Origin of the sequence: Desulfoluna sp. (assembly GCF_030145185.1) — a bacterium.
Lineage (GTDB): Bacteria > Desulfobacterota > Desulfobacteria > Desulfobacterales > Desulfolunaceae > Desulfoluna.
Window position 1 is genome coordinate 65,495 of record NZ_JAQYWB010000009.1, and the last position, 24,140, is coordinate 89,634.

The window sequence follows — 24,140 nt, forward strand, 5'->3', positions numbered from 1 at the left end:
TTTCCCCGCCCAGTTTTTTTCTTTCCTGCCACCTGGCAGGCTTCGCTCATTCAGGTGCTGATTCCCATTTTGGGTAGAATCCATGCCTGAAGGGCGTACCAGACGGCGACGATGAGTCCCATGGCAAGCAGTGTCTCCATATTTTCTCCTTTGTGGGGGCGGTGATGCTGCCCCGGTTTTATAAGGGGTAGTATATCTTAAAGCGTGATGCGTCTCAAGCTGGGGTATGGACCGCGTTTTTACCTGTCCATACACCGGATGCTGAATGGGTGATGTTACCCGTGGGATCGTCCTCGCCCCTCTCCTTTGATGTGGGCGGCCAGCCCGGATATTTCACGAAGGGTGAGAAAAGCGAGTAGATCATTGTTTTAATAGGGTCGTTTTCTCATGAAATATCTGGGCGAGGGCGGTGAGGCCCATAATCAATGCGCCGGCGAGATGGGTCAGGTCGGTGGCGGTGATGGCCGCCGCCGGCAGGTAAATGCCTTTCAGGTTTTTGATTACGAGAAACCCTCCCGAGGTGATGACAACAATGTAGAGGCCGATTTTTACCCGGGCCATGCGGGAGAGGCTTTTTCTGTGCTCCAGAACCCAGGTGGTGGCGATCCAGGCGACCATGGCCAGAAAGAGGGCCGCGGTCAGGTAGTGGAGGGTCAGGGTGACCTGAAACTCCGCCAGCCAGCCGAGGCCGGGGATGTCAGCGATGTAGTACCGTTTAAAAATGGGCATGTGGCCGACGCCGCTCAAGGCGAGGAAGAACATGTTGACCCGGAAGAGGGTGTGGAACAGTGGTGTCATGAGGGGTCCTCCTCTTTGGCGGTCTGTTTTAGTTTCAGAAAAATACGTCCTGCGGCGGCGGCAAATCCGGCTAAGGGAGCAAGGAGCATGGCCGCCCCGACGTTTTCGGCCATGGCCATGCTGTTGCCGTGGGGGGCGAGATCGGGCAGGCCCGGCCCTTTTTCCATGGCGTTGTGCAGCGTGTCGAAGGGGACAGGAGAGACGTAAAGGGTGTTGGTGCCACCGTTCTCCTCCAATCCGTAAATATACCCGTTTATCTCTTTGGCCAGAGTTTTCGCTTTTTGGATCATCTCCTCCCGGGGGCCGATGCTTTGCACCCCTTCGGGGCAGGCGTCGATGCAGGCCGGGAGTTCTCCCTTTTTAAGCCGTTGGTGGCAGCGATCGCATTTGTACATCACCCCGTTTCCGGCCAGGGACGGAAGAATATCCAGGTAGAGCCCGACGCCGGTTTGTCGCTGGGGAATGTGCCAAGGACAGGCTTTGCGGCATTTGGCTCCCCCCAGGCAGAGAGAGTCGTTGATGCGGGAGAGCCCGTTTTTTTCTTGAACAGCCGCCCCCCAGGGGCAGAGCTTCACGCAGGGCGGGTTGACGCAGTGCATGCAGCGCCTGGGAATGTAGAGGGTCTGATTCTCGCCATTTACAGTGACCTCGGCTTCTTGAATCGTGAGCCAGTTGTAAGGGGTGAGCCGGTCTTCCACCTCCTGAGCCAGGCTGAAGTCTTCCACCGGAACCCGGTTTGGGATCATGCTGGGAAAAGGCTTCCCGGGCCGGGGAAAATCACCCTCGTGGGTCTCACGGCAGGCCGTCACACACTCCCCGCAGCCCACACACTTGGACAGGTCCAAAAGGGTGGTGAGATAGCCCCCCGGGTCCGCAGCTTCAGCGGTGCCGGGCAGGGCCGTCGCCGTCACCGCGGTGGCCGCCGTGGCAACGCCCCCTTTGAGAAAAGCACGTCGAGATAGGGTCGGGTTCATGGGTGTCCTTTATAGTGGGTCATTCATAGGTTTACGGGACTTAAGAGACAGGCCCTGGAAAAGGGTTACAAAAAACCTCGGCCATCCGTGTGTTTACATCACCACCTGAATATCCTTGTTCCGTTTCGGTTCGTCTTTCTGGCTTTTTTATAAGGTCGCGGCCCAAACAATGACCAAGAACGAGAGATTGGATAAACAGGGGCTCAACGAACGGAAACACCGCCAGGGTTTTGACAAGGTAGTGGAGGCACCCCCGCACCTTTCTGGGTGCGCCGTGCTCCGCCGCGGCTTTTTTTGCCGGGGGCTTGGTCCGGTTCGTGTTATCCTAAAATGTCCATTATTGAACATAGCCCCTTTTTTATAATGGATGGAGCGTAGCGACTCCTCGAACGAAGCACAAAGAACGAAGAACCAAGAACCTTTTTATCTCTACCCTTGCAGATCTTGGGTGCGAAAAAAGTGATGAAATCACGAAGGTGACCGACACAATCATCATGCCCTTTTTTATAATGGATGAAGCGCAGCGTCTCCTCGAACGAAGCACCAAGAACGAAGAACCAAGAACTTTTTTTTGGAAGAGGGAGACCTCTCTTAAACCCAGTTATGCCCCTCTCTTTGACAGGGGAGGGCAGGCAGCGTATTATAAGAGCAGGTAACGCGGACATGGATGACTCGTCGGGTCCAGCTCTCTTCATCTTCCCTTTTTCTCTTCATCTCCCCTTTCTCTTTTCATCTCCTTTTTTATTTCCGTCACCTGATCTCTTTTCCCTTCGCCATGGCCGTTACCGGACAAGCACCAAAAAATCCCTGTCGCATGGGGCGTGGATGGAATCTGGCGTTCTTCTGGCAGGAAAGGGGATGTTATGAAACATAAGCAAACGATGGTGAATCGGTCTTTTCAGGACAGGCGCCAGCTGGGTGCCACCGCCTGGAAGAATGAGGAGCGCCGTACCAAAGAGGAGAAGAGAGAGCAGTGGCAGCGCACCGGTAAATGGCGCAGCACCCACAAGCCGATCAAGAAAATTGATTTGTCTCACAACGCTCTGTTGTGAGTCCTGCCGCGGCCTTTGCTTATCCACCGGCAAGCCGCCGGGGAAGGAGCTGAAAACATGCCGACGGACATTCGCTTTCAGGCGCACTCCTTGCCATCCGTTGAATGATTTTCGGTACAGGGTGTGCCGCCCATAAAAAAACCGTCTCCCGTTTTTACGGGAGGCGGTTTTGTTGTGTCAGGCGTTTTGTGAAACTGTTTGGACTATGCTTTGGCTGCCATGGCTTCTGCCCAGAAGGGGGACATCTGGCGCAGGGTATGGATAATGCCGGGCAGGTTTTCTATCACGGTGTCGATGTCCTCATCGGTGTTGTCTGTGGACAGGGAGAATCGAATGGTGCCGTGGGCTGCGGTAAAGGGGATGCCCATGGCGCGCAGCACGTGGGAAGGCTCCAAAGAACCGGAGGTGCAGGCAGAACCGGACGAAGCGCAGATTCCGAACTCATTCATCATCAGAAGAATGGCTTCCCCTTCCACGTACTCGAAGCTGATGCTGCAGGTGTTGGGCAGGCGGTTGTCCAGGTCTCCGTTGACAAAGCAGTTGGGGATGGTCTCCAGTAGCCTTTTTTCCAGACGATCCCGAAGGGCTTTCACCCGGGTGTTCTCCTCTTCCATCATTTCGGCGGCCAGCGAACAGGCACGGCCCAGGGCGACGATGGAGGAGTGGTTCTCGGTACCGGCGCGCCGTCCATTTTCCTGATGGCCACCCATGAGGAAGGGAGAGAATTTGGTGCCCTTGCGGATATAAAGGGCTCCCACACCCTTGGGTGCGTGAAGTTTGTGGCCGGACAGGGAGAGCATGTCGATGGCGGAGTCGGCCAGATTGATGTCGACTTTCCCCACCGCTTGGACGGCATCCGTGTGGAACACCGCGGCGCCCAGGGATTTTACTTTTTTCGCAATCTCTTCCACGGGGAAGAGGGTACCGGTCTCATTGTTGGCCCACATGATGCTGACAATGGCTGTGTCGTCGCTGATGGAGGCGTAAAGGGCGTTGAGATCGAGGCGGCCCTTGCGGTCCACGGGAACGAGGGTCACTCGGTAGCCGTGCTTTTCAAGGCTCTCGCAGTAGGTCTTGACCGCGGGGTGTTCGACCATGGTGGTGACAATGTGTTTTTTGTCGGGGTATGCCACCATCGCTGCGTTGATGGCGGTGGAGTCACTTTCGGTTCCACAGCTGGTGAAAAGAATCTCATCAGGTTGTGCGCCGAGAAGGCTTGCCACACGCTGACGGGCAAGCTTTAAGGGCTCTCCCGCTTCGGCGCCTTTGTGGTGCATGCTGGAGGGGTTGCCGTAGATATCACGCAGGCAGGGGATCATCTCTTCCAGGACTTCGTCGGCCACGCGGGTGGTGGCATTGTTATCAAGATATATGGTGCGCATTATTTCACTTCCTCCACCACGAGATCCTGTGTCACCAGCTCACGGAGCTTGGCTTCTACATGGTTTTTCAGGGTAATCTGGGATTTGCTGCAGGACGCGCAGGAGCCCTGGAGTCGGACGTATACCTTGTTGCCAACAACGTCCACAAGTTCAATGTCGCCGCGGTCTTTCTGGAGGGTGGGTTTGATTTCACGTTCCAGAGTGCTTTCGATGAGCTTGATTTTCTGCATGTTGCTCATGCGCACGGGCTTGATAATCTCCATGGCCTGTTCGCCCCGGACCCTGTGGATGATGGCTTCAATGTCATCATGGCACTTGCCGCAGCCCCCGCCGGCCTTGAGGTGGTTGATGATCTGGTCGATGGTGGCCAGTCCGTCTTCTTTCACCGCACGTTCGATCTCAAGATCGGTCACCCCGAAGCATTCACAGACGACGTTTCCCTGGGTCACCTTGATCACTTCCCCCCGGTAGTCGGCGATGGCTCGTTCAAGCCCGTCCCGGCCCATGACGGAGCAGTGAATCTTTTCTTTGGGAAGACCGCCGAGAAACTCGGCAATGTCGTCGTTGGTGATCTTAGCTGCTTCGTCCAATGCCAGGCCTTTGACCATCTCGGTCAACGCTGAAGAGGAGGCAATGGCGCTTGCGCACCCAAAGGTCTGGAATTTTGCGTCTTCTATGATATCATTCTCACCGACGCGAATAGTGAGTTTCAGTGCGTCACCGCAGGAGAGGGACCCCACTTCGCCGACACCGTTGGCATTTTCAGCCACACCGACGTTTCTGGGGTTCAGAAAGTGATCCCTGACTTTTTCCGTATAATCCCACATGGCAAACTCCCGTTAAGCATAATATTAGGGCCTCGCAATCACCCGGCGGTTCCTGAATGCATGCAGCCGGGTGCTGCTGACATTTCGAAATTCCATGATGTCCCAACGAGGCGTTGTTGTATTGTCTTGGTCATTGCATTTCGGCGTTTAGACAGGGCAGTGATCTGCCAAGTTAGTCCAACCGTATTATCTTTTGGGCAGCCGAACGTTTTTCAATGAAGATAAGAATCAACCACGATTGGTCAACCCTTTCAAGCATAAAATCATAAAAACGATACCCTGGAGTGTGAAAATTTGTGTGCCTGTTGCGCTTCCGGTCGCCGAAGTACCCACGGGACGGGGGAGAGGGCAGGGGACGGGGTTGACAATTCCTCGCGGGTCAAGAGATAGTGAGGGAACAAAAAATGGCAACGCTCTGGTGTCTTCCCCCACTTTTTCGTTTCTGGCCCGATTCTGCTGAAAGGAATCCCCATGAATGACGACCTCCTGCGTGTCGAACGAGCTGTTTCGTATATCCGATCCTTTTGGCCCCACGAACCCGGCGTGCTCATCATGGCCGGCACAGGGCTGTCGGACTGTGCCGGCTTTGTTTCTGAAGAGACCTCCTTATTGTATCGAGAGATTCCCGGTTTTCCCGCGTCGACCGTTGAGAGTCATAAAGGCTGCCTTCTCTGTGGAAAGGCGTCCGGCACCGCCGTGATGGTGATGCAGGGACGTTTTCATCTCTACGAGGGGTACTCGCCCTGGGAGGTGACCTTTCCTGTCCGCGTGGCCCGGGCGTTGGGCGCCGAGACCCTTATCGTGACCAACGCCGCCGGTGGGCTGAATCCCTCCTTTAAAGAGGGCAGCCTCATGGTGATCCGGGATCATCTGAATCTTACCGGGGAAAATCCCCTGGTGGGATCGAATAATGATGCCTGGGGCCTTCGCTTTCCCTCCATGATCCATGCCTATTCCCCCCCACTTGCCGATATGGCCCTTGCTGAAGCAAACAGGATGAATATCCCTGTTTGCGATGGGGTGTATGCCGGTTTGAAAGGCCCCAGCCTCGAAACCCCTGCGGAAATGCGCTGGCTAAAAACCATCGGTGCGGACTGCGTGGGCTTTTCCACCGTCATGGAGACCCTCGCTGCCACCCATGCCGGGATGCACACCTTGGGCCTTTCCTTGATTACCAACATCAACGACCCCGATAACCCGGAAGAAGCCACCGTGGAAAAGGTGCTGGCGGTGGCGGAGAGGGCGAGGCCGGGGTTGGAGGGGGTGTTGGAAGGGGTTATGGGGAGAATAGGGCGGGTAGGGGGTGGTGAATAGTGAATAGTGAATGGTGAATAGTGAATAGTGAATAGTGAATGGTGAATGGTGAATGGTGAATGGTGAATGGTCAGCCCGTAGGGTGCGGCTCCCGCACCGTTCAACGTCGCGCAAACCGCCAGCCCCGTCTCAACATTTATTACAAAATGCGGCATTGCAGGATTATCGCACTCCCCGCGAATGCGGACGCATTTCAGCCTGGAGTTACGACTCCAGAGGCGCATTCGCAAACCCGCTTTCAAGGTGGCGCCACCTTGCCGCCGGAGGCATGCTTTTAATCACGAATTAAGGATCTCATCATGAATAGTGGGACGACGTTGATCAGGGGTGGGTGGGTGATTCCCATGACGGACCGCGTGATTTACGATCAAGGGTCTGTGTGGGTGAAAGATGGGGCCATCGGGGGCGTGTTTCAGAAGGGCGAAACGCTTCCTGAAGCAGAGACGGTGGTGGATGCCACCGGATGTGTGGTGATGCCGGGGTTGGTGAACACCCATTGCCACAGCCCCATGTCTCTGTTTCGGGGGCTGGCTGACGACATGCCGCTGGCTTCCTGGCTGAACGATCATATTTTTCCGGCTGAGGCGGCCCATATTAACCCGGAGACGGTTCGGGCCGGAGCCTTGCTCTCTTGCGTGGAGATGCTCTTGTCCGGCACCACCACGGTGTGTGACGGCTATTTTTATGAAGGGGCCGTGGCCGAGGCGGTGAGGGAAGTCGGGATGCGGGGGGTGCTGGCCCACGGGGTCATCGATTTTCCAGCACCCGGGGTGCCGGATCCGGCTGAGAACGTGGCCAGGGCGATAGAGTTTGTGGAGGCGTGGAAGGACCGCTGGTCGCTCATTACCCCTTCAATTTTCTGCCACACCCCCTACACCTGCAGCGAGGAGACCCTCACCAAAGCCAAAGAGGCGTGTCGGCGTCTCGGCGTGCTCTTTCAGATTCATATCGCAGAGACCGAAGACGAAGTGCTGCGCCTGAAAGAGGAGAGAGGGATTTCACCCTATCAGCTTCTGGACGACCTTCATGTCCTGGATGAAGCCACCCTTTTGGTCCATAACGTCTGGATGAACCATGACGATATGGCCCTCATCGCCAAACGCGGTGCCACCGCCTCCCACAACCCGGGGAGCAACACCAAGCTCGCCTCAGGGCTTTGTCCGGCGGCAGCTCTTATGGAGAAAGGGATTCACGTTGGCCTGGGGACCGACGGCGCTGCCAGCAACAACCGTCTCGATCTCTTTGGTGAAATGCAGCTCACCGCCAAAATTCACAAAGCCTACAGCCTGGACCCCGTGGCCATGGATGCCTGGACCGTCCTTGAAATGGCGACCCTACTCGGTGCAAAAGCCATTGGCTCAGGCCGTTATATCGGCAGCCTTCTTCCGGGAAAACGGGCCGATATCATCCTGGTTGATATGAACAAACCCCACCTGACCCCCGTCCATAACCCTGTTTCTCATCTCGTCTATGCCGCTACCGGTTCCGATGTTCGGGATGTCTTTGTGGAGGGGCGGCAGGTGGTGAAGGATCGTCAGCTTCTCACCGTGGACGTTCAGGCCGTGATGAACGAGGTGCATCGGATCGCAAAGGCAATAAAATAGGTCATGGGTCTGTGTGAAGGAATTTGTCGAGCCCTGTTTTTTCGGGACAACCCGCAACCCGCTTTCAAGGTGGCTCACCTTGCCGCCGGAGGCACTATTCTTGGGCTGAATGATGCCCCTATTTTTTGTAATATTTTCGGTAATACCAGCTTCCATCGCCGGGCGGATGGCCCAGTTTTCGCCTGATGAGGTAAACAAAGAAAAGAGAGAGGACGCGCAGTACCCCTCGGGAGAAGGGGGTGGTTTCCCATCGCCGGGGGGAGACGGTCACGGCCTGGGGCAGGAGGACGGGGTGCCCGGCTCCTTTCATGATGAGGGAGAGCTCCACATCCTCCATGAGTCTCATGGCGGGAAAGCCCCCGGCGGAGTCCAGGACGGTTCGCCGGACGAATTGGCATTGGTCGCCGAAGCTGATACCGGTGGCGCGGCAGCGCAGGTGATTTAAAAACGAGATGAGGCGGGTGCGGGCCGTGGTCGGGGAGAAGCCCATGGAGAATGCCCCGCCAGATGTGTTCGGATGGGTGAGGCAGGTTTGAATCGTCTTTTCCCCCTGGCGAGGAAAGCGTGCATCGGCATGGAGCACCACCAGGACCTCCCCCGCGCAGGTATCCCAGGCTTCGGCGATCTGCATCCCCCTTCCTTTATTCTGGCAATGCACCACTCGGGCTCCCGCGGTTTCCGCTAAGCGGCAGGTCGCATCCGTGGATGCCCCGTCCGCCACGACAATCTCCAGAAAAGGGCCATCGGACTTCAGGCTCTTAATGGCCTCAGTGATTCCTGTTTCTTCATTCAAGGTGGGGATGATGGCCGTCAGCGTCAAAGGCATGGATCGATTCTTTTTCATGTTTAAAATGTGACACAGATGGCCGGTGAGTACCAGTGGGTTTTAGATAAGGAGTCCGAGTTCTATTGAAATTGCAAATACCCTCCTCGCGTATGATCAATACAAACGATTGGCCTTTTTACTCGCCTCCCGGTATATGCATCACCGTTGGTAAAGCAGTGAAAAAATAAGTGGTGACAGGGGCACGTATGGGACACTTTCTTCGAAATTTGTGGGTTTACAGGGGCCTTCGGCTACTGGTCGCCGGAATTTTTCTCTGGTCCGGGACGACAAAGCTCATGGATCCGGCAGCCTTTCTTGTGGTGATTGATGCCTTCGGCATCCTGCCCGAGGGGTTCACCGGCCTGGTTGCGTACGTTTTGCCTGTGGTCGAAGTATCGGCTGGGCTGGCCTTGCTCTTTGATGTGCGAGGCGCTCTGGAAACGCTCGGTGCGATGCTGCTGCTTTTTATGGCTATTCTGGGGTACGGGATTTTTCTGGGGCTGGATATCGACTGCGGTTGTTTCGGTCCCGAAGACCCCGAGTCACGCGCTTTTGGCGGGCTTCGGTCCGCACTCTATCGAGATTTCGTTTTTTGCGGGCTTATGATCCTGGTGTCTGTGAGTCGCCGCTTGAGGCGGGGTGCAGATCAGTCCGCTGACGTGCAGGCGCTTGCCCCTCGAACGGCGTGATGGTTTTTTTTTGATGACCCCGCATTGAAAGTGACACCCCATGTTGCCGAAGACATTTTGAGTATTTGGTTTTATGCCGTGTTTTGACATGAATTTTAAGGAGAACGATGATGAAACGATTTTCAGCCGTAATTGCCGTGGGTCTGACCCTTCTTCTGGCCGGTAATGTTTTTGCGTTTGGCAAAAGCAAATTTGAAAAAGAGGTGGAAAAAGAGACGGGGGCCGTAAAGCTTGTGCGTGAAATTCAGCGCGGCGGTTACGATGTGCTCACCACCGCTGAACTCAAGAAAATGATCGATGAGAAAAAAGAGATCGTCATCGTGGACACCATGCCCTATGCGGCCAGTTTTAAAAAGGCCCACGTCCCCGGAGCCGTGCAGTTTCTCTTCCCCATTCCCGACATGAACGTATGGAATGACGCCGAGACCGCCGGAAAATCTGAGGCCGACTATGAAGCCCTCCTCGGCGCGGACAAAGAGAAGACCATCATCGTCTACTGCGGTTTCGTGAAGTGCACGAGAAGCCACAACGGTGCGGTCTGGGCCAGAAAACTCGGTTACAAAAATGTCTACCGCTACAGCGGCGGCATCTACGCCTGGAAAGGCGCAGGCTTTAAAGCCGAAAAAGTCGAATAACCCAGTTCCACCCATATTTTTTATCTGCAACAAAAAAACACCCCTGAACCGGATCGTCCGGATCAGGGGTGTTTTGGGTTGTAACGATTCAGATAGTGCCTCCGGCGGCCCGCCGGGGGCTAAACGTTTGCCTGATTGTAACTATTCAGCTATCCATTTTTTCTTTATGACCCAGGTCTGACAGCACCCTACGCTTTTCGTCTTCCCCGGGCAGGCGGGAATCCATGTATGAAAATCCGTATCGTCCTCATTTTTACAATGAAGTACCGGGTGGATGCTTAGGGTGCGCCGTGCGCACCGTCAGGCGTATCGTAAACCGGAAACACCGCGTTTTGAAATAAGACTCGTGGTCATCGTTAACTTGCGAGGCCGATGGTCCTCTCTACGGTAGAAGGTGCGGGAGCCGCACCCTACGCGGTGATGAAAAAACGTGACGTATTGGCATTTGAATCTTTCTGTCATTTGCCTCGAACGACCTGGCGAAGGCAATCTGAATAGTTACCCTTTTCTTATCTTTTTCTCGCCCATTCTTCCATGCGGCAGCGCGTGCGCAAGGCAAAAAGGAGAAAAGGGATGGCCGCATCCGGGGCGAAGCCCAGGGCGGTGTCGGCCAGGAGGCGACGGAAGGTGTGGGTGGCCGACGGAGAGCTCCAGGTTCGCGTTTCTTTTTGAAAGGTGGCGGTGACCTCGTGGGTGTTCCAGACCAGGGGTGGTGTTCCATTGTGTGAGGTGGCTTTTTGAACCTCTGCGGTTAATTTAAGCCTGAGGGTGCGGCGCTCGGGTTCGTCCATGGGGCGTTTGGGAATATCCATCCTGTGGATCCACGGCATGTGGCCTTGAATGCGATCGCAGGCCACGGCTTCGGCGCTGACAAAGGGCACGGGAATACCGTGTTCGCCCAGAACCGCGGAGAAGAGCTCCACCTCGGTGATCGGGTCGCCGTTGATGCAGAGCTTGCGCAGGGTCTTTTGAAAGATATGGGGGCTGAACCCCTCCTGGTCTGGGGCGGCATGCCAGCCGATCATCACCGCGCAGTCGGCCCTGGGCAGAGTGCCGATCAGGGGAACCGGATGCCACCGGTGCCCCTGATCGCAGCGGGCTTCCGGAAGGAGCTTTTCGGGCAGGATGTTAAAGCCCGTTCCGTGCATATCGCAGACGGTGATGGTGCGATAACCCGATTCGAGAACCCCTCGGGTGGCCGCATTGACATCTTCGGTGATGAGGTCTCTTGCATGTTTCCAGGCGTTTCTGCCTGGGGTGCACTGAGCCTTATCGTGAACGCCGATGATGCCTTCAATGTCGGCGAGGATGAGCGCATTTTTTGTCATGGGGATGGCCTCTGGTGGCAAGGGGAGTGACCTCGACAGGGGTAAGTGTGTCTACGCGTGGCGTTTAATGACTTGATGCGTGCAATGAAATAACAGTATTGATTAATTTCAAATAATTATCAAGGTGAGGTCATGCAGGACAGGCAGATTCCTCGGGTAAAATCACATCCGAATTTGGGCCGATGTAAATCTGAAATACACATCTAAGTCCTGTTTATTAAACGTTTCAAAGGTTTAGCTCCCGGCAGGGCCGCCGGAGGCTTGAGCTGAATAGTTACGATGATTGTAAACCAAAAGAAGACACGGGACTCCCTTGGAAGGGCCGCCATAAAAGGCAAATCGATTAACTCATTAAGGAGCGAAAGTATATGGAAACACAGGGTTCACTTTCAGGAATTAAAGTGCTTGATTTATCACGACTGTTGCCCGGACCGTTTTGTTCGATGATTCTTGCGGATCATGGAGCCCGGGTTATTTCAATCGAAGATAAACGATTTGAGGCCGAAGGGGCCTTTCCCACCATCGTCAACCGGAATAAGCAACACATGACCCTGAATTTGAAAAGCGATGCGGGCAGGGAGATCTTTTATACACTGCTTGAGGACGCTGACGTCGTGATCGAAGGGTTCCGGCCCGGTGTCACGGCAAAACTTGGGGTGGATTACGATACCTTGAAGGAGAAAAAACCTGGGATTATTTATTGCTCCATCACCGGATACGGACAGACCGGGCCATACCGCGACAGACCCGGCCACGACGTCAACTACATAGGGGTCGCCGGGTTACTGGATTTGGTCGGCCCCAGAGATGGAGCTCCCACCATCCCGGGTTTTCAGGTGGCCGATGTGGCCGGGGGTTCCATGAATGCCGTGACAGGGATTTTAATGGCCTTATTTGAACGAACGAACACAGGTCTGGGGCAGTACATTGATATCTCTCTCGCCGATTGCTGTATTCCTTTTCATGCCATTAATTTGAACATTCAGCAGCAGTCTGGGGATGAACCCGAACGTTCCAACACCGTTTTATCGCATGGCTACCCTTTTTATTCTACTTACGAGACAAAAGACGGCAAATATGTGAGCCTGGGCGCTCTGGAACCTCGATTCTGGGGGGCTCTCTGCGATTACCTCGGGGTGCCCCAATACGCCGCCCATCAGTTGAATGCTGAGAAAATAGATGAAATCACCGAATGTTTAACCACCACCTTTAAGTCAAAAACGCTCAGTGAGTGGGAAAAGGACATGGGGGATCTGCCCAACTGCTGGGGCCCCATCAACACCATGGCAGACGCCATGGCATCTGAGCTCTTTATAGAAAGGGGCATGTCCCTCAACATCACCGATAAAAACGGGAAAACCTCAAAAACTTTTGGGACCCCCATCAAGCTGAGCCGCACCCCAGGAAGCATTCGAACCCCGCCCGACAGCTTTGGAGAAAGCACCCGCTCCATACTCACTGAACTTGGATTCAGTCAGCAAAAAATTGCCTCCTATTTCGATTATGGCATTATTTAACCCGGATATTTCACTCGGCTCGCCCGAAGGCTGCATCATCCGGAAAACGGTGCGGGCCTGCATGCCGGGTGAGAGGGGGCTGGTGTAAGAACCCCACGGCTACCCGATTAGCTTAGCTGCTTGTAAAAGTTGATTCTTTTAATTCGCTCATCCGCAAAGGAGTCGATCTCAAGGGTGTATTGAAAAATATTAGCGTAATCTATGATCTCGACATCGTCGGCATCTGTCTCATTGATTTCCAAGTTTAATTTGTCAATTAAATAACCTCTAAGCATTCCACTGTTAACAGAAATAGCACCTGACAATGGATGTGTAATGGTTAAATCAGCCTTCGAAAAACTCTCGTAATGTTCGTAATTATGGAGGATTATACCGAAAGAATCGATTTTATTGCTGTCTGTCCCAATAATCAATCCACTTTCTTTGTACATAAAAAGCTCATTTTTATAAGCTTTTTCATTGCTTGGCTTTCCATATTCTCTCAGATTATCCATCGGGTCACCAAGCATAAGATGATTGATGGTCCCCCTCGATAAATCTAACGTTAATTTTTGCCTTGATGCTTTCCCCCAGGAGTGGGCTGGGTCTTTTGAAAAAAAATCGAAGATGCCCATAAATGTTCCTTAGCTAACGCCGTAAATAATCGGCGGACAAACGTCGCGGATCGAAGAACCTATGCTTTTGGCCGTCCACCTTACTTTGTAAAGTTATGTGTTTTGCTTATTGCCGTCCATCATACTCTTTTTACGAAAGTATTTTTCATACAGTTCATTGTGGGCAACTTTAGAAAACGTATCTACCCTCTCAGGATATTGAGTTATCCAATCAATGAGCATTCCCAAATTAGCATCTTGAGCTTCTTTAGATTCGTATTTATGCGGTTCCCATGGCCGGCTTTTGGCATTGGCGATGCAAGTCTCGACCGGAAAATTCATGAATATGATCTCATTGGATTCAGGCACGGCCATTTCCAGTAAGTCGGAGTAAGGGCCGGCGCAAAAATAAAACAGACAAAAAGCAATGCCTCCGGCGGCAAGGTGAGCCACCTTGAAAGCAGGTTACCGCAGCGCTTTAACCCTCGTTCCTCGGGTCAAATCACAGCGGAATTTTTATGAAAATTGAGCATTTATTTTTTGCGTGAGCCCTAACATCCCTCGATAACCCAGCCATTATTTGAATGAATAAATGAATCAATGTCTTGATTTGACTCTATGAGTGGTTTTCGTTTGGGAGGAGAGGTAGGCTCCCATGCCAGTGTATCGAGATCCAGGTGCGCCAATCCATAGGAATTACATAACTCTTTGGCAAGGGTTGACTTTCCTGAGCCTGAATTACCGAATATTAGGATTTTTCTCAAAGAGTGACTCCTGTTGGCGCATCCCGTTAAGCTGTAGGGCTGCCGAACGCAGCGAAAGGGGGGCCGGGACAATGTGTCTGTCATATGCTTTCAAGCCAGCCAGCATAAAGCTATGCAATGTATACGGCGAATCATCCGATGGTTTTGGGGCGTCGTCTCTGTCCATGTGGCCGGTGTGCAGGTTGATACTAAAATATAGATGCACGCATGCCTATCCTTTGAAATACATCGCGGATTTATTTCTCTTTATTGGTGACGTTTTTATTTCACCAGATTTTGTATAATACGTCCGAGTTCCGTTGCCTTCGTCATCCTGGTAGGTATATTCATTCGTTAATTTTCCAAAAAAATCATAGTGTTTTTCTGATTTTTTTATTTTGTCAATATAGAGATACTCTCTATCAATTTCACCGGTATGGCTATAATCCTTTACCCATATTTCTGATTTGTCGGGATTATAAAATATGCTTTTTTGACGTTTTCCTTCTTTCGAATAAGTCATTTTTTCGATTAATTTAGAGTTTTTAAATTTCGTTTGTTTTTTAAGACTGCCGGCCTTGAAGTGTTCTTTTTCAATTAAAAGAATCCCTTTGCTGTACTTTTGTTCTTTTCTTAGCGATCCATCGCCGAAGTAGAATTTTTGAAGGCCATCGAATTGGTTATTGTAATAACTTGTGATTACGGCAATGGCACCGGACTGAGTATAAAATGTTACCAGGCCGTGTCGTTGACCCATTTTGAAATGGCTCTCAGATAGCAATGCTTTGCTTTTCCTGTAATTATATGCTTTCCCATGAATTTTACCATTTTTGTAGGGCCACTTAGATCTTATAATCTCTGTGCCTTTGAACGTTCGTATAATAACGCCGTTAATCGGCTTTTTTGTTTGTATGTCAAAATGGACCTGCTTATCGATATAAAATTCCCCCTCATGGTACTTTTTTTCTGTCATGTTGCATGCCAGAAGCATCAGTGAAAGAAAAACAAAGACGATAATTTTACAAAAATTTGACACCATAACTCCTTTATAAATCGGAATTTTTATAGAACGTGTCTGAAGGGTGAGTAACTCGAACATAAAACCGAAAATGACAGGTTGTTTTTATTAAACAATTGATTTTTTAGCCGCAACATTCGGTAGTGAAAACATGAAAAATAAGGGTGAAATCCTGTGCTCTGTTGCACCCATGAATCCGACAGGATGCGTATAAACATGGCGCGGCGTGGGGGCAGGGAAAGAAACTCTCAACCATCCGATTATGATCTGCCCCAAATAGTGATATGATTTAGATCCATTGAAGTCGTTAACCAAATGAATAATCCTGCGGATATAAAGAACATTACGGCCACTCCAAAACATCGCCAACTGATAAAATGTTCCTCTTCTGTAATGAGAACCGGCTTACCAAAGACGCCTATGATTCCCATCATATTTATAACGGCAACTATCAGTGAAATAATGGCGTTCACGGTACGGGCTATCTCAACCGGCGATACTTGAAAATAGAGCTTTATTAACACAGCCCCGTATACCCACATCAAAACGTGAGATGCGCATAAATACTTTACGAATTGGCAGTTTACATCCGACCTGTTCGGTTTTTCCATTCCATTTTCCATTTGAATCATGAAAAATAACTCTGCGCTTAGGGGGGCAAAACGTTGCGAGAAGAACGAAGTAGCTTTTTGGTGTCTCTTGCAGCGTGTTGTGTACGCCCGGCATGGGCCTGATCTTATAAGGTGGCCCGGTCGTTATGAAGGGAAGCTCTCAGTGTATGAATTATGCTGACCAAACAACCCTTTAGCATAAGTACTATCCCAAGGCAAGGGAGGCACCGTGGGGCTTCATCTGGTGAGCGCATGGTGCCTGTCCCCAGCGAATCCAGCGTATTCAGCAGGGCGTCTTTTTCTGGGTTGTGCTTTAAGACCAAGACTCGGACTCATGCGATGTAAACGATCCTGAGATGGTTTTTGGAACTCTGGGTAAAGAAGAGAGAGGCTCCGCAGGGCTTTTGATGTGGAGACGTTCTATCCCGAAGGGTGAGAAAAGCGAACAGATAACCGTGAATTACATTTTGTAAGTTTGATATAACTGAAGTCTCTGCAATAACCAATTGCAATAACTGTTTATTGCTTTGAACCAAATGTTTTCTCATGAAATGTCCGGACTATGAGCGTCCCTTCAATACCCGTAATGTATTAGAACCGCAATGAGTCTTCAGCCATTTGTGTGATCACCTCATTTTCAAAATTGTACAGTGTGACGCGGGTTTGAGACGAAGCGTTCTCATCTTGTGGCGTGATAATGACAAAATTCATGGTGGTCTTGTCAGGGTTTGGGGTCGGGTCATGTTCCACTTTGTCAATCCATGTTCCTGAGTTTACATAGAGTGATTTTTTCCCATCATAGTTTAGCGATGCTTTCATTTTTGCTTCATGGGTGTGTCCGAAAACAACGAGCCTTTTATCGGAGTCGGGGTTCATAAAGTATTGGGTGACGGCCATACGATCCGTCTGGAGGGCCGAGACCACCTGTTCAATGGCCTGACTTGCAGGAATCGGAATGGGCACGTTGTTCAGTTTGCACCTTTCAGCCCAGCTGTCTTGGATTCCGCTAAAAAGATTCACCGAAATGAGCCCTCCCTCGGTTGTTTGTGACGGAAGCAGGTCGTTCACGGCATATGTATCGGTCCATCCATCGACGTTTGTCACTATGATCTTTTCGTCAAAGGTATTTTCTATATGAAATAATGACCCCAGCGTCCACTCCCAGATTTTGTAATAGACATAGAGTAAATTCTGGCTTTCATTATTCGAAACATTCGGGGTAACAAGGGGGACCGTCTGGGGTTCATAGCACTTCTGGATAACGTGCTCTGCTGCAATGCGTGTAAAGAAATATCCCGGAGGCAAGATGGTTCCCGGCGCGGCACCTTGATTTGAGAGCGGGTCGGGTGCACAGAAGAAGTTATAGCGATGACCATGTTCAATGGCAATCTCGGGATAATTGTCTGGTGAATATGTGCCTAAGCCAAACGCCTGGGCATCACGGGCTTGATGGATTCCGGGGAAAATTTTATCCACATTTTCAGCCGTCACTGTTAAGTCATGATTTCCGGGTGTGTAAGTGACTAAAATCATCCCCTCTTCAATGATCTCATTGAACGCATCTACGACCCCTTTATTGGTTTCAGCGATACGCTCCATAAAATCAGCCTGGTCCCTTCCTTGATACGTGTCGACGGACGCCGGGACAAACCACTCGTCAAGCAGGTCGCCGGCTATCACGAGCTCCTTGACGTTGCGTGAGTTTTTAATTTGATAGAGAAAATTCTCAAGTGGACCTAAATTATCCTGAATCTCAGCATACTTTATGTCGGCTCCAAGATGAAGATCACTGATAATGACAATTAAATTTCTTTCATTCTTTTCAGTATTGAATGGGTCATAGGTTTCATTATGACCGCATGATATAAGCAGGCATATTGCCAAGCATAGGAACCCTATTAAACGGGCTGTGGAAATGCTTTTCTTCATCATCAAACTCCTTAAATGTTGTTAAATTATGCGTCTCCAGAGAGTTCTGCTTTTCATCTTTTACCTTAGCCCGGCTTGCCCGAAGGGTGAGAAAATCAAACAGGATGCTGTGGATTACATTTTGCATTTCTGAAACGATATGAAAATATTAATGCAAAGAACTGTAATTACGAATTATTTTATAGTCCTGATTGTTTTCTCATGAAATATCCGGGATAGGTATCTGTCAATTGTTTCATGGAGTCCATCCCATCTACTCTTTATATCCGTCCTCACAGCCTTTAAATGAATAGTGGCCAGGACGATGATGACGATCTTGCTTTTTTCCACGATGACACCTCTGAACGGCCCCTCACTCCTCTTTTCAATTGTTCCTTATTTCCTTGAGTTACAGCGGTGTGGTGACGTGGTGGCATCAAAGGGTGAACCCTGGTCACTTTTTTACTAACTATTATCCGATAAAGTTATACGAAATTTAGCCGATTTATTGTCTAAAAGATAGCACGGATTTGCTATCCCGGATATTTTACGAGTCGAGTGCGCCCATATTCAAAGCATCAGACCTGCAGATGTAGTGGTTTACCTCAAATTTCTTTTAACGCAAAAGATGGGTGCGTTCGGATCGTTCGAAGAATGAGAAAAGCAGGTAGAAAACTGTAAATTACATTTTGTATTTTTGAAACGGCTGAAAATATGACTGAGAAGAACTGTCATTATGGATTATTCCTTAGTCCTGATTGTTTTCTCATCAAATATCCGGGTTAGCGTGATCGTCTTCTCATGACATATCCGGCTAAGGAACGTGGGGTGCGAATCAAAAAAAAACATTTAAGGGGGACTTTGTGAGTGCATTGGAAAAAACTAAAAATCACAGTTATCAGATCATTTTTTGTCTGATCATGTCATTTTTCTTCATTGTCAGTTGTGGCTCAAATCATAACGATCAATCGCTTTCGCTAAATGAGTACATTACAAACAACAGGCCTTTAATCACCGCCCATCGCGGATATGCAGCGACTGCACCAGAAAATACGCTTGCCGCGTTTGAAGCAGCGGTTGTTGCAGGTGCCGATGCCACTGAGTTTGATGTGCATAGATCTGGTGATGGAACCCTTGTGGTTATCCATGACGAAACGGTTGATCGCACAACCAATGGAACCGGTGCCGTTGCCGAATTGTCCGATGCCTACTTAAGAAGTCTGGACGCAGGCAGTTGGAAAGGGGAACAATTTCAAGGTGAACAAATTCCGACATTGGAAGAAACGTTAGTTTATCTCAAAAAATGTGGCATGGTCGCCTTGCTTGAAATTAAAACACCAAGCATTGTGGATGATGTGGTGGCGATGCTCTACGCCACTGGAATGGAAGAGAGAACACTTATCGTTACATTTGTCGAAAGTGCTGTTGTAGAAATAAAAGAAAGACACCCAGAGATCCCAGCCCTTTTGTTTTTGCCGCCTTCCTGTATGACCGGCACGGCAGAAGAAAAAACGGCGAAAATTATGATCAAAGCAGAAGAAATTGGCACGAAGGATGTTGGCCCTTTTGCCTTTCAGTACGATGCGTTAGATAAAAATGCAATCGAGAAGATAACAGTGAATGAGGATCCGGGAGAGCTTGTGTTGGGTCTTGATTCTGAAACCCTTTCGATTTTACATGAACATGGGTATCGAATCGACGCGTGGACGGTTGACTCAGAGGAAAACATCCGTGATCTCATTCAAGCCAATGTCGATATTTTGACGACAAATTATCTTGAACGCGCCATTGCCGCTAAGAATGAATCACTTGGCGAATAAAGAAAGGTGGGTGAGCTGGTGCAGCTTCCTTTATCATAAGGCGCTGCAGGTTAGCCCTATTCGAGAATGACGGCAAGGTATGCTGGTAAAAACTGAACGATCGATCAAACACACAATGTGGTCGTTCTTATCGGTTTTTTTAACACAACGAGAAACCAAGGGTTAAAAAATGAAATATTCAATACAATGGCGGAATGGATTATCTACTCTTCGATCCCTGTTCCTGATTTTCTTTCTGATTCTTGTTGTCGGTTGCTCTGGTTCCAACCAGGGTGACATTTTGTCCTCTGACAACATCAACCTGATCTTTGTGGCCAGTCCTGATTTGGCCTACCATGACTCCGGAGACATAGACCCTGACACAGCAAATCTTACTTTTCAGGGGCTGCAGCGCTCACTCCAGATGGCGACATTTCTTAAGCAGCAGGTTCTTGATGAAAACAATGTCACCGCTATTTACACCCTGTCACCGATGACACATCTGCAGACCGAAAACAAATATCCGAATATGACAGCGATTGGCTATATTCAGCAGTTTGCCCTTCTCAACCAGCAGACTCTGCCCATTGACAACATTGGGGGCACCCATACCGCCAACAGCTACCCGCTTAATGTCGCGTACCCGTCTAAAGAGTCGCTGCCTGTCGGTGTTGCTGAGTCGAAATATGGATACAGCGGTCGTTGTAACGGACTGGATTTTAATAACACTGGCGGAATCAACGATGCCCTCGTGTCCGCTATCATCACAAAAGATCAGCCAGGCTATTACGTCTTTTCTGCACCTTGGGAAACCCTTGATGCCTTACTGTCAACCATCAATGAACGGCAGGGTTATAACCTGAACCTTCCGACAAACTATATGGGGGCGAATCATGTTTATGCCATTTCCATCTCGACGGAGGGTCATGCCAGTCTGGTTGACTACAACAGCAATCTGACGCCGCCTGACACTTACCCCGTATTGCCCTCATCAGTTGCAGGTGCGGCATGTACGAACTTGAAGCAGCCTTATTTCACCACAGAGCGTAATGACGGGATTCCTGGCGTCGTCGTCCCATCCGACATTAACAAAAGCCAAACGGTCTATATTGTCCGTCACGCCGAGGCGCATCCAGATGAGCATTTTAAATTCGAAAACGGCAATTTCGTTGCTGCAGGGCAGTGGCGCGCGCTGGAACTCGGTAACACCCTCAATGACATAATCGATCCCAACAGGGTGCCAAACATGGTCTATTCAATAGACCCAGCACAGTGGATTCCAGGTCCGGCTATTCCAGGTAAAATAGATGTTTGTTATGTCCGACCATCGTTAACCGTGTTGCCCTATGCCATCGCCAATCATCTGCCCTATTCACTGGTGTCAAGTTTCAGTATTCTTGACAGAGATGCAGCTACACTTGCCAGTGATTATTTCTTTTTCGGCGGCACATTCTCTAATCAAACCATATTGCTGGGCTGGGAGTCTGGACGCACCAGACCGTTAATCAATGCCCTTCTTGCCAGTTATGGAGGTGATAATCTACGGGAGATTCCGACTAAAGATTTGATTAACAATGGTTGGCCGGGTGACGATTACGACACAATCTGGACTGTAACGATTGATGCTGAGGGTAATTTGACTGTTGATAATAACCTCTGTGAAGGGATAGATTCTGAGCTGTTGCCAGAGACAGCCCCTCAATTTTGAAAACTGGTAAGGACTTAAATAAAAAATAAATAGACAGGTCACATATGAATGCCGCAATCCTGGTTGTTTTCTCATGAAATATCCGGGCTATCCCGGATATTTCACGAGTTGGGTGCGCTCATATGCAAGGCATCAGAGTTGAAGATGTAGTGGTTTACCTCAAGGCTCTGATAACGCGGCAGAGGAGTGCAACCGGCTCGCCCGAAGGGTAAGAAAATCAAAGAGAATACCGTGGATTACATTTTGTATTTTTGAAACGACTGGAAAAATCGCTGCAAAGAACGGTCATTACGAATTATTCTTTAGTCCTGATTGTTTTCTCATGAAATATCCGGGTTAGAGGTCAAGCGCATGGTGCCTGTCCCCTGGGGTTGGCAATAAAGGAGCCCCCTTGACGATTAAAAGCCTCGTGAAATGAGAACGATATTTTGAAGTTGACAGTGTAAACATCGGTGGGTATGGTTTGCGGCATGGAAAAGAGCAAAACAGATGACACCACAACGTATCACCATGGAAATCTCAGGCGCCGCTTGATTGAAGTCGCCCTTGAGATGATAGAAGAATCAAGCGCGGCAGAGGTGACCCTTAGAGGGATTGCCAAACGTGCCGGGGTGAGTCATGCCGCTCCTTATCGGCATTTTCCGGATAAGGAGGCCCTGCTTGCTTCGGTGGTGCGGGAGGGCATGTCCATCATGCTTTCCGAGATCAACGTCCGGCTTGAACGTGTCAAAGGAGATGCGCTGACGCGGTTTGGCATTTGCGGTTTGGCGTATATTGATTTCGCGATGCATCATCCGGCCTATTTTCGTGTGATGTTTGCGTCTCCGACACAGGGGGTGGTGGTTCCCGATTCTTTGAAGCCCCAATCGTCCCCTGTTTTTCAGCTGTTTCTTGAGGTGATTTCAGAATGCTGGGAGCAGGGCATTTTGCAGGGGGAGAGTCCTTACAGTATCGCCATTTCGGCGTGGTCCATTGTCCATGGTTTTTCACTCCTCGCCATTGACGGACATCTGTACGGTCTGGATGCAGGCTCGCTTGGTGCCATGAAGCGTGGGCTCCTTCACTCTTTGTATTCAGGGATACGTGGAGAAAACGGCCCGTAAATTTTGCGTCCCTATACAGAGGTGGCATGATGTCGCAGAGATTCTGCGAAAAGGCCATCAAGATATATTAACCCGGCAACTTAATATGCAAAAAGCAGGTGAAAGAGATGTCAGCTTTATCGGGGTAATAACGCTCCTCGACATTTATGCATTTAACCGCCGGGTTAATAGTTCGCGTGGGACCTCATTATATCAGAGATAAAAAAGGAGAAGATGATGGCGGAGACAACTTACAGGCGGCTTCAACAGGTGCTGGATACCTTGCCCAACGGGTTCCCCGAATCGGATGAGGGTTTGGATATCAAGATCCTGAAACGCATCTTCACCGAGGAAGAGGCCCAAATTTTCTGTATTCTTCGCCTGACGTACGAAACGGCTGAACAAATTACCGAACGAACCGGATGGCCCCTGGAAGGGCTGAATGACAACCTGATACGCATGTGGGAAAAGGGACAGATTTTCGGCATTGATTTTGGGGGCGTCTATGTTTTCCGTATGGCAGCCTGGGTTTTTGGGATCTATGAATTTCAGCTGAAGACCTTTGACCGGGAGATGGCCGAGCTCTGTAAAGCCTACGAGGAGAGTTTCGCCCATGAATTCTTTAACGTCTCCCCTCCCTTGATGCATGTCTTGCCCGTCGAAGAGGAGGTGGACGGTGGTGGCGAAGTCCTTCCCTTTGATCAGGTCTCATCCATCATTGAAAAAGGGAAATCCTTTGGTTTGGCAGATTGCATCTGCAAGGTCGAGCAAGGGCTTTTGGGCCATCCCTGTACAAAGCCCGTTGAGGTGTGCATCTCCATTGCTCCCATCCCTGGCTTTTTTGATAACCACCCGTGGGCAATTCGTCCCATTACCAAGGAAAAGGCTTTCGAGGTCCTGAAGACGTCGGAAGAGGCGGGGTTGGTCCATATGACCAACAACTTTCAAAACGGTCATTTTTATATCTGCAATTGTTGTGGGTGTTGTTGCGGGATTCTGCGCAATGCCAAAAAGTTTGGTGTGAGCCATGCCATTCATTCCAATTTCACGGCGGTGATTGATGAAGCGGCGTGCCTCAGCTGCGGGCTTTGTGCTGAAGAGCGATGTCAGTTGGATGCCATTGAGGAAGTGGAGGATGCCTACCGTATCAATCCCGATAAGTGCATTGGCTGTGGTCTCTGCATTTCTACTTGCCCAGCTGAAGCGGTGAGCCTGGTCCGTAAAGCCGAGGCAGACATTATCGTTTCTCCAAAAAATGAGATGGACTGGTATGCCCAACGTGGCGAATTCCGCGGCGTTGATTACTCAGAATTTGCCTGATTACTGGCCCTCTATTCCGCATATTTCACGAGTCGAGTGCGCCCCTATTCAATGTATCCGAGCTGCCGATGTCGTGGTTTACTTCAAAAGCTCTGATAACGCAGAAGAGGGGTTCGCTTGGTTCGCCCGAAGGGTGAGAAATGCGAGTAGAAAACGTGAAGTATATTTTGTGTTTTAAAAAGATCTAAATTTTTCATAATTACAGCCTGTAATAACAGTTTATTGCTGCTGCGGAATCGTTATCTCATTCAGTATCCGGGATAGCGCGTCATCTCTTTGAGGTGCCATGTCAAAAGTACGGGTGCATTGATGATCTTTCAGGCTGAATTTCTCTTAAAAAAGGCAGGTTACTTATTGAGGGTAAGAATGTCTTGCAGATTGGCGTAGAGAGCAAATTTTAAATTCGTTATGC

General features: G+C 50.2%; 20 protein-coding genes. 10 read left to right on the plus strand and 10 right to left on the minus strand.

The window, feature by feature from the left end; translation table 11 throughout:
* Window positions 1-360: 360 nt before the first annotated feature.
* Window positions 361-798, minus strand: coding sequence for a FeS-binding protein (locus tag Q1Q75_RS04335; RefSeq protein ID WP_300667825.1), 438 nt, complete (start codon window positions 796-798; stop codon window positions 361-363).
* Entirely contained in the window at window positions 795-1,772 is a 978-nt protein-coding gene (locus tag Q1Q75_RS04340; RefSeq protein ID WP_300667827.1) for a 4Fe-4S dicluster domain-containing protein, read from the minus strand. The genes Q1Q75_RS04335 and Q1Q75_RS04340 overlap by 4 nt, the downstream gene beginning before the upstream one ends.
* A gap of 863 nt (window positions 1,773-2,635) precedes the next feature.
* Between Q1Q75_RS04340 and Q1Q75_RS04345 the strand changes: the two genes are divergently transcribed.
* Window positions 2,636-2,824: a hypothetical protein gene (locus tag Q1Q75_RS04345; protein WP_300667828.1), complete on the plus strand. Its 189-nt coding sequence runs from the start codon at window positions 2,636-2,638 to the stop codon at window positions 2,822-2,824.
* Between the two features lie 203 nt (window positions 2,825-3,027).
* Here Q1Q75_RS04345 and nifS read toward each other — a convergent pair whose 3' ends face one another.
* Together nifS and nifU are read right to left on the minus strand one after the other, a co-directional pair.
* Complete coding sequence (gene nifS, locus Q1Q75_RS04350) at window positions 3,028-4,206, minus strand: cysteine desulfurase NifS (protein ID WP_300667829.1); 1,179 nt, start codon at window positions 4,204-4,206, stop codon at window positions 3,028-3,030.
* Window positions 4,206-5,033: a Fe-S cluster assembly protein NifU gene (nifU, locus tag Q1Q75_RS04355; protein ID WP_300667831.1), complete on the minus strand. Its 828-nt coding sequence runs from the start codon at window positions 5,031-5,033 to the stop codon at window positions 4,206-4,208. Before nifU ends, nifS begins: the two co-directional genes overlap by 1 nt.
* A 471-nt stretch (window positions 5,034-5,504) precedes the next feature.
* Between nifU and Q1Q75_RS04360 the strand changes: the two genes are divergently transcribed.
* Together Q1Q75_RS04360 and Q1Q75_RS04365 are read left to right on the plus strand one after the other, a co-directional pair.
* Window positions 5,505-6,347, plus strand: coding sequence for a purine-nucleoside phosphorylase (locus tag Q1Q75_RS04360; RefSeq protein ID WP_300667833.1), 843 nt, complete (start codon window positions 5,505-5,507; stop codon window positions 6,345-6,347).
* A gap of 299 nt (window positions 6,348-6,646) precedes the next feature.
* Window positions 6,647-7,951: an amidohydrolase gene (locus tag Q1Q75_RS04365; protein WP_300667834.1), complete on the plus strand. Its 1,305-nt coding sequence runs from the start codon at window positions 6,647-6,649 to the stop codon at window positions 7,949-7,951.
* Window positions 7,952-8,069: 118 nt separating this feature from the next.
* Here Q1Q75_RS04365 and Q1Q75_RS04370 read toward each other — a convergent pair whose 3' ends face one another.
* Window positions 8,070-8,777, minus strand: coding sequence for a glycosyltransferase family 2 protein (locus Q1Q75_RS04370; protein WP_300667836.1), 708 nt, complete (start codon window positions 8,775-8,777; stop codon window positions 8,070-8,072).
* Window positions 8,778-8,983: 206 nt separating this feature from the next.
* On the opposite strand from Q1Q75_RS04370, the gene Q1Q75_RS04375 reads away from it, so the two are divergent.
* A complete protein-coding gene (locus Q1Q75_RS04375; protein WP_300667838.1) occupies window positions 8,984-9,466 on the plus strand; it encodes a MauE/DoxX family redox-associated membrane protein in 483 nt (160 codons plus the stop codon).
* A 110-nt stretch (window positions 9,467-9,576) separates the two neighbouring features.
* Window positions 9,577-10,101 (plus strand): rhodanese-like domain-containing protein, encoded by a 525-nt coding sequence (locus Q1Q75_RS04380; RefSeq protein WP_300667839.1) that lies wholly within the window; start codon window positions 9,577-9,579, stop codon window positions 10,099-10,101.
* A gap of 509 nt (window positions 10,102-10,610) precedes the next feature.
* Here Q1Q75_RS04380 and Q1Q75_RS04385 read toward each other — a convergent pair.
* On the minus strand, window positions 10,611-11,429 hold the full coding sequence (locus tag Q1Q75_RS04385; RefSeq protein WP_300667841.1) for a M55 family metallopeptidase: 819 nt from the start codon (window positions 11,427-11,429) through the stop codon (window positions 10,611-10,613).
* 368 nt (window positions 11,430-11,797) lie between these two features.
* Between Q1Q75_RS04385 and Q1Q75_RS04390 the strand changes: the two genes are divergently transcribed.
* Window positions 11,798-12,946: a CaiB/BaiF CoA-transferase family protein gene (locus Q1Q75_RS04390; protein WP_300667842.1), complete on the plus strand. Its 1,149-nt coding sequence runs from the start codon at window positions 11,798-11,800 to the stop codon at window positions 12,944-12,946.
* Between the two features lie 107 nt (window positions 12,947-13,053).
* Here the strand turns inward: Q1Q75_RS04390 and Q1Q75_RS04395 are convergent, their stop codons facing one another.
* The 4 genes from Q1Q75_RS04395 to Q1Q75_RS04410 all read right to left on the minus strand — a co-directional run bounded on the left by Q1Q75_RS04395 (window position 13,054) and on the right by Q1Q75_RS04410 (window position 17,840).
* A complete protein-coding gene (locus Q1Q75_RS04395; RefSeq protein WP_300667843.1) occupies window positions 13,054-13,560 on the minus strand; it encodes a hypothetical protein in 507 nt (168 codons plus the stop codon).
* Between the two features lie 93 nt (window positions 13,561-13,653).
* Window positions 13,654-13,992, minus strand: coding sequence for a hypothetical protein (locus tag Q1Q75_RS04400; RefSeq protein WP_300667844.1), 339 nt, complete (start codon window positions 13,990-13,992; stop codon window positions 13,654-13,656).
* 522 nt (window positions 13,993-14,514) lie between these two features.
* Complete coding sequence (locus Q1Q75_RS04405) at window positions 14,515-15,255, minus strand: hypothetical protein (RefSeq protein WP_300667846.1); 741 nt, start codon at window positions 15,253-15,255, stop codon at window positions 14,515-14,517.
* Window positions 15,256-16,502: 1,247 nt separating this feature from the next.
* Complete coding sequence (locus Q1Q75_RS04410) at window positions 16,503-17,840, minus strand: metallophosphoesterase (protein ID WP_300667847.1); 1,338 nt, start codon at window positions 17,838-17,840, stop codon at window positions 16,503-16,505.
* An 842-nt stretch (window positions 17,841-18,682) separates the two neighbouring features.
* On the opposite strand from Q1Q75_RS04410, the gene Q1Q75_RS04415 reads away from it, so the two are divergent.
* The 4 genes from Q1Q75_RS04415 (at window position 18,683) to Q1Q75_RS04430 (ending at window position 23,728) form a co-directional block, all read left to right on the plus strand.
* On the plus strand, window positions 18,683-19,639 hold the full coding sequence (locus Q1Q75_RS04415) for a glycerophosphodiester phosphodiesterase family protein (protein ID WP_300667848.1): 957 nt from the start codon (window positions 18,683-18,685) through the stop codon (window positions 19,637-19,639).
* Window positions 19,640-19,808: 169 nt separating this feature from the next.
* Entirely contained in the window at window positions 19,809-21,326 is a 1,518-nt protein-coding gene (locus tag Q1Q75_RS04420; RefSeq protein ID WP_300667850.1) for a hypothetical protein, read from the plus strand.
* 470 nt (window positions 21,327-21,796) lie between these two features.
* Window positions 21,797-22,429 (plus strand): TetR/AcrR family transcriptional regulator, encoded by a 633-nt coding sequence (locus Q1Q75_RS04425; protein WP_300667851.1) that lies wholly within the window; start codon window positions 21,797-21,799, stop codon window positions 22,427-22,429.
* A gap of 216 nt (window positions 22,430-22,645) precedes the next feature.
* A complete protein-coding gene (locus tag Q1Q75_RS04430; protein WP_300667853.1) occupies window positions 22,646-23,728 on the plus strand; it encodes a 4Fe-4S dicluster-binding protein in 1,083 nt (360 codons plus the stop codon).
* Window positions 23,729-24,140: the final 412 nt, after the last annotated feature.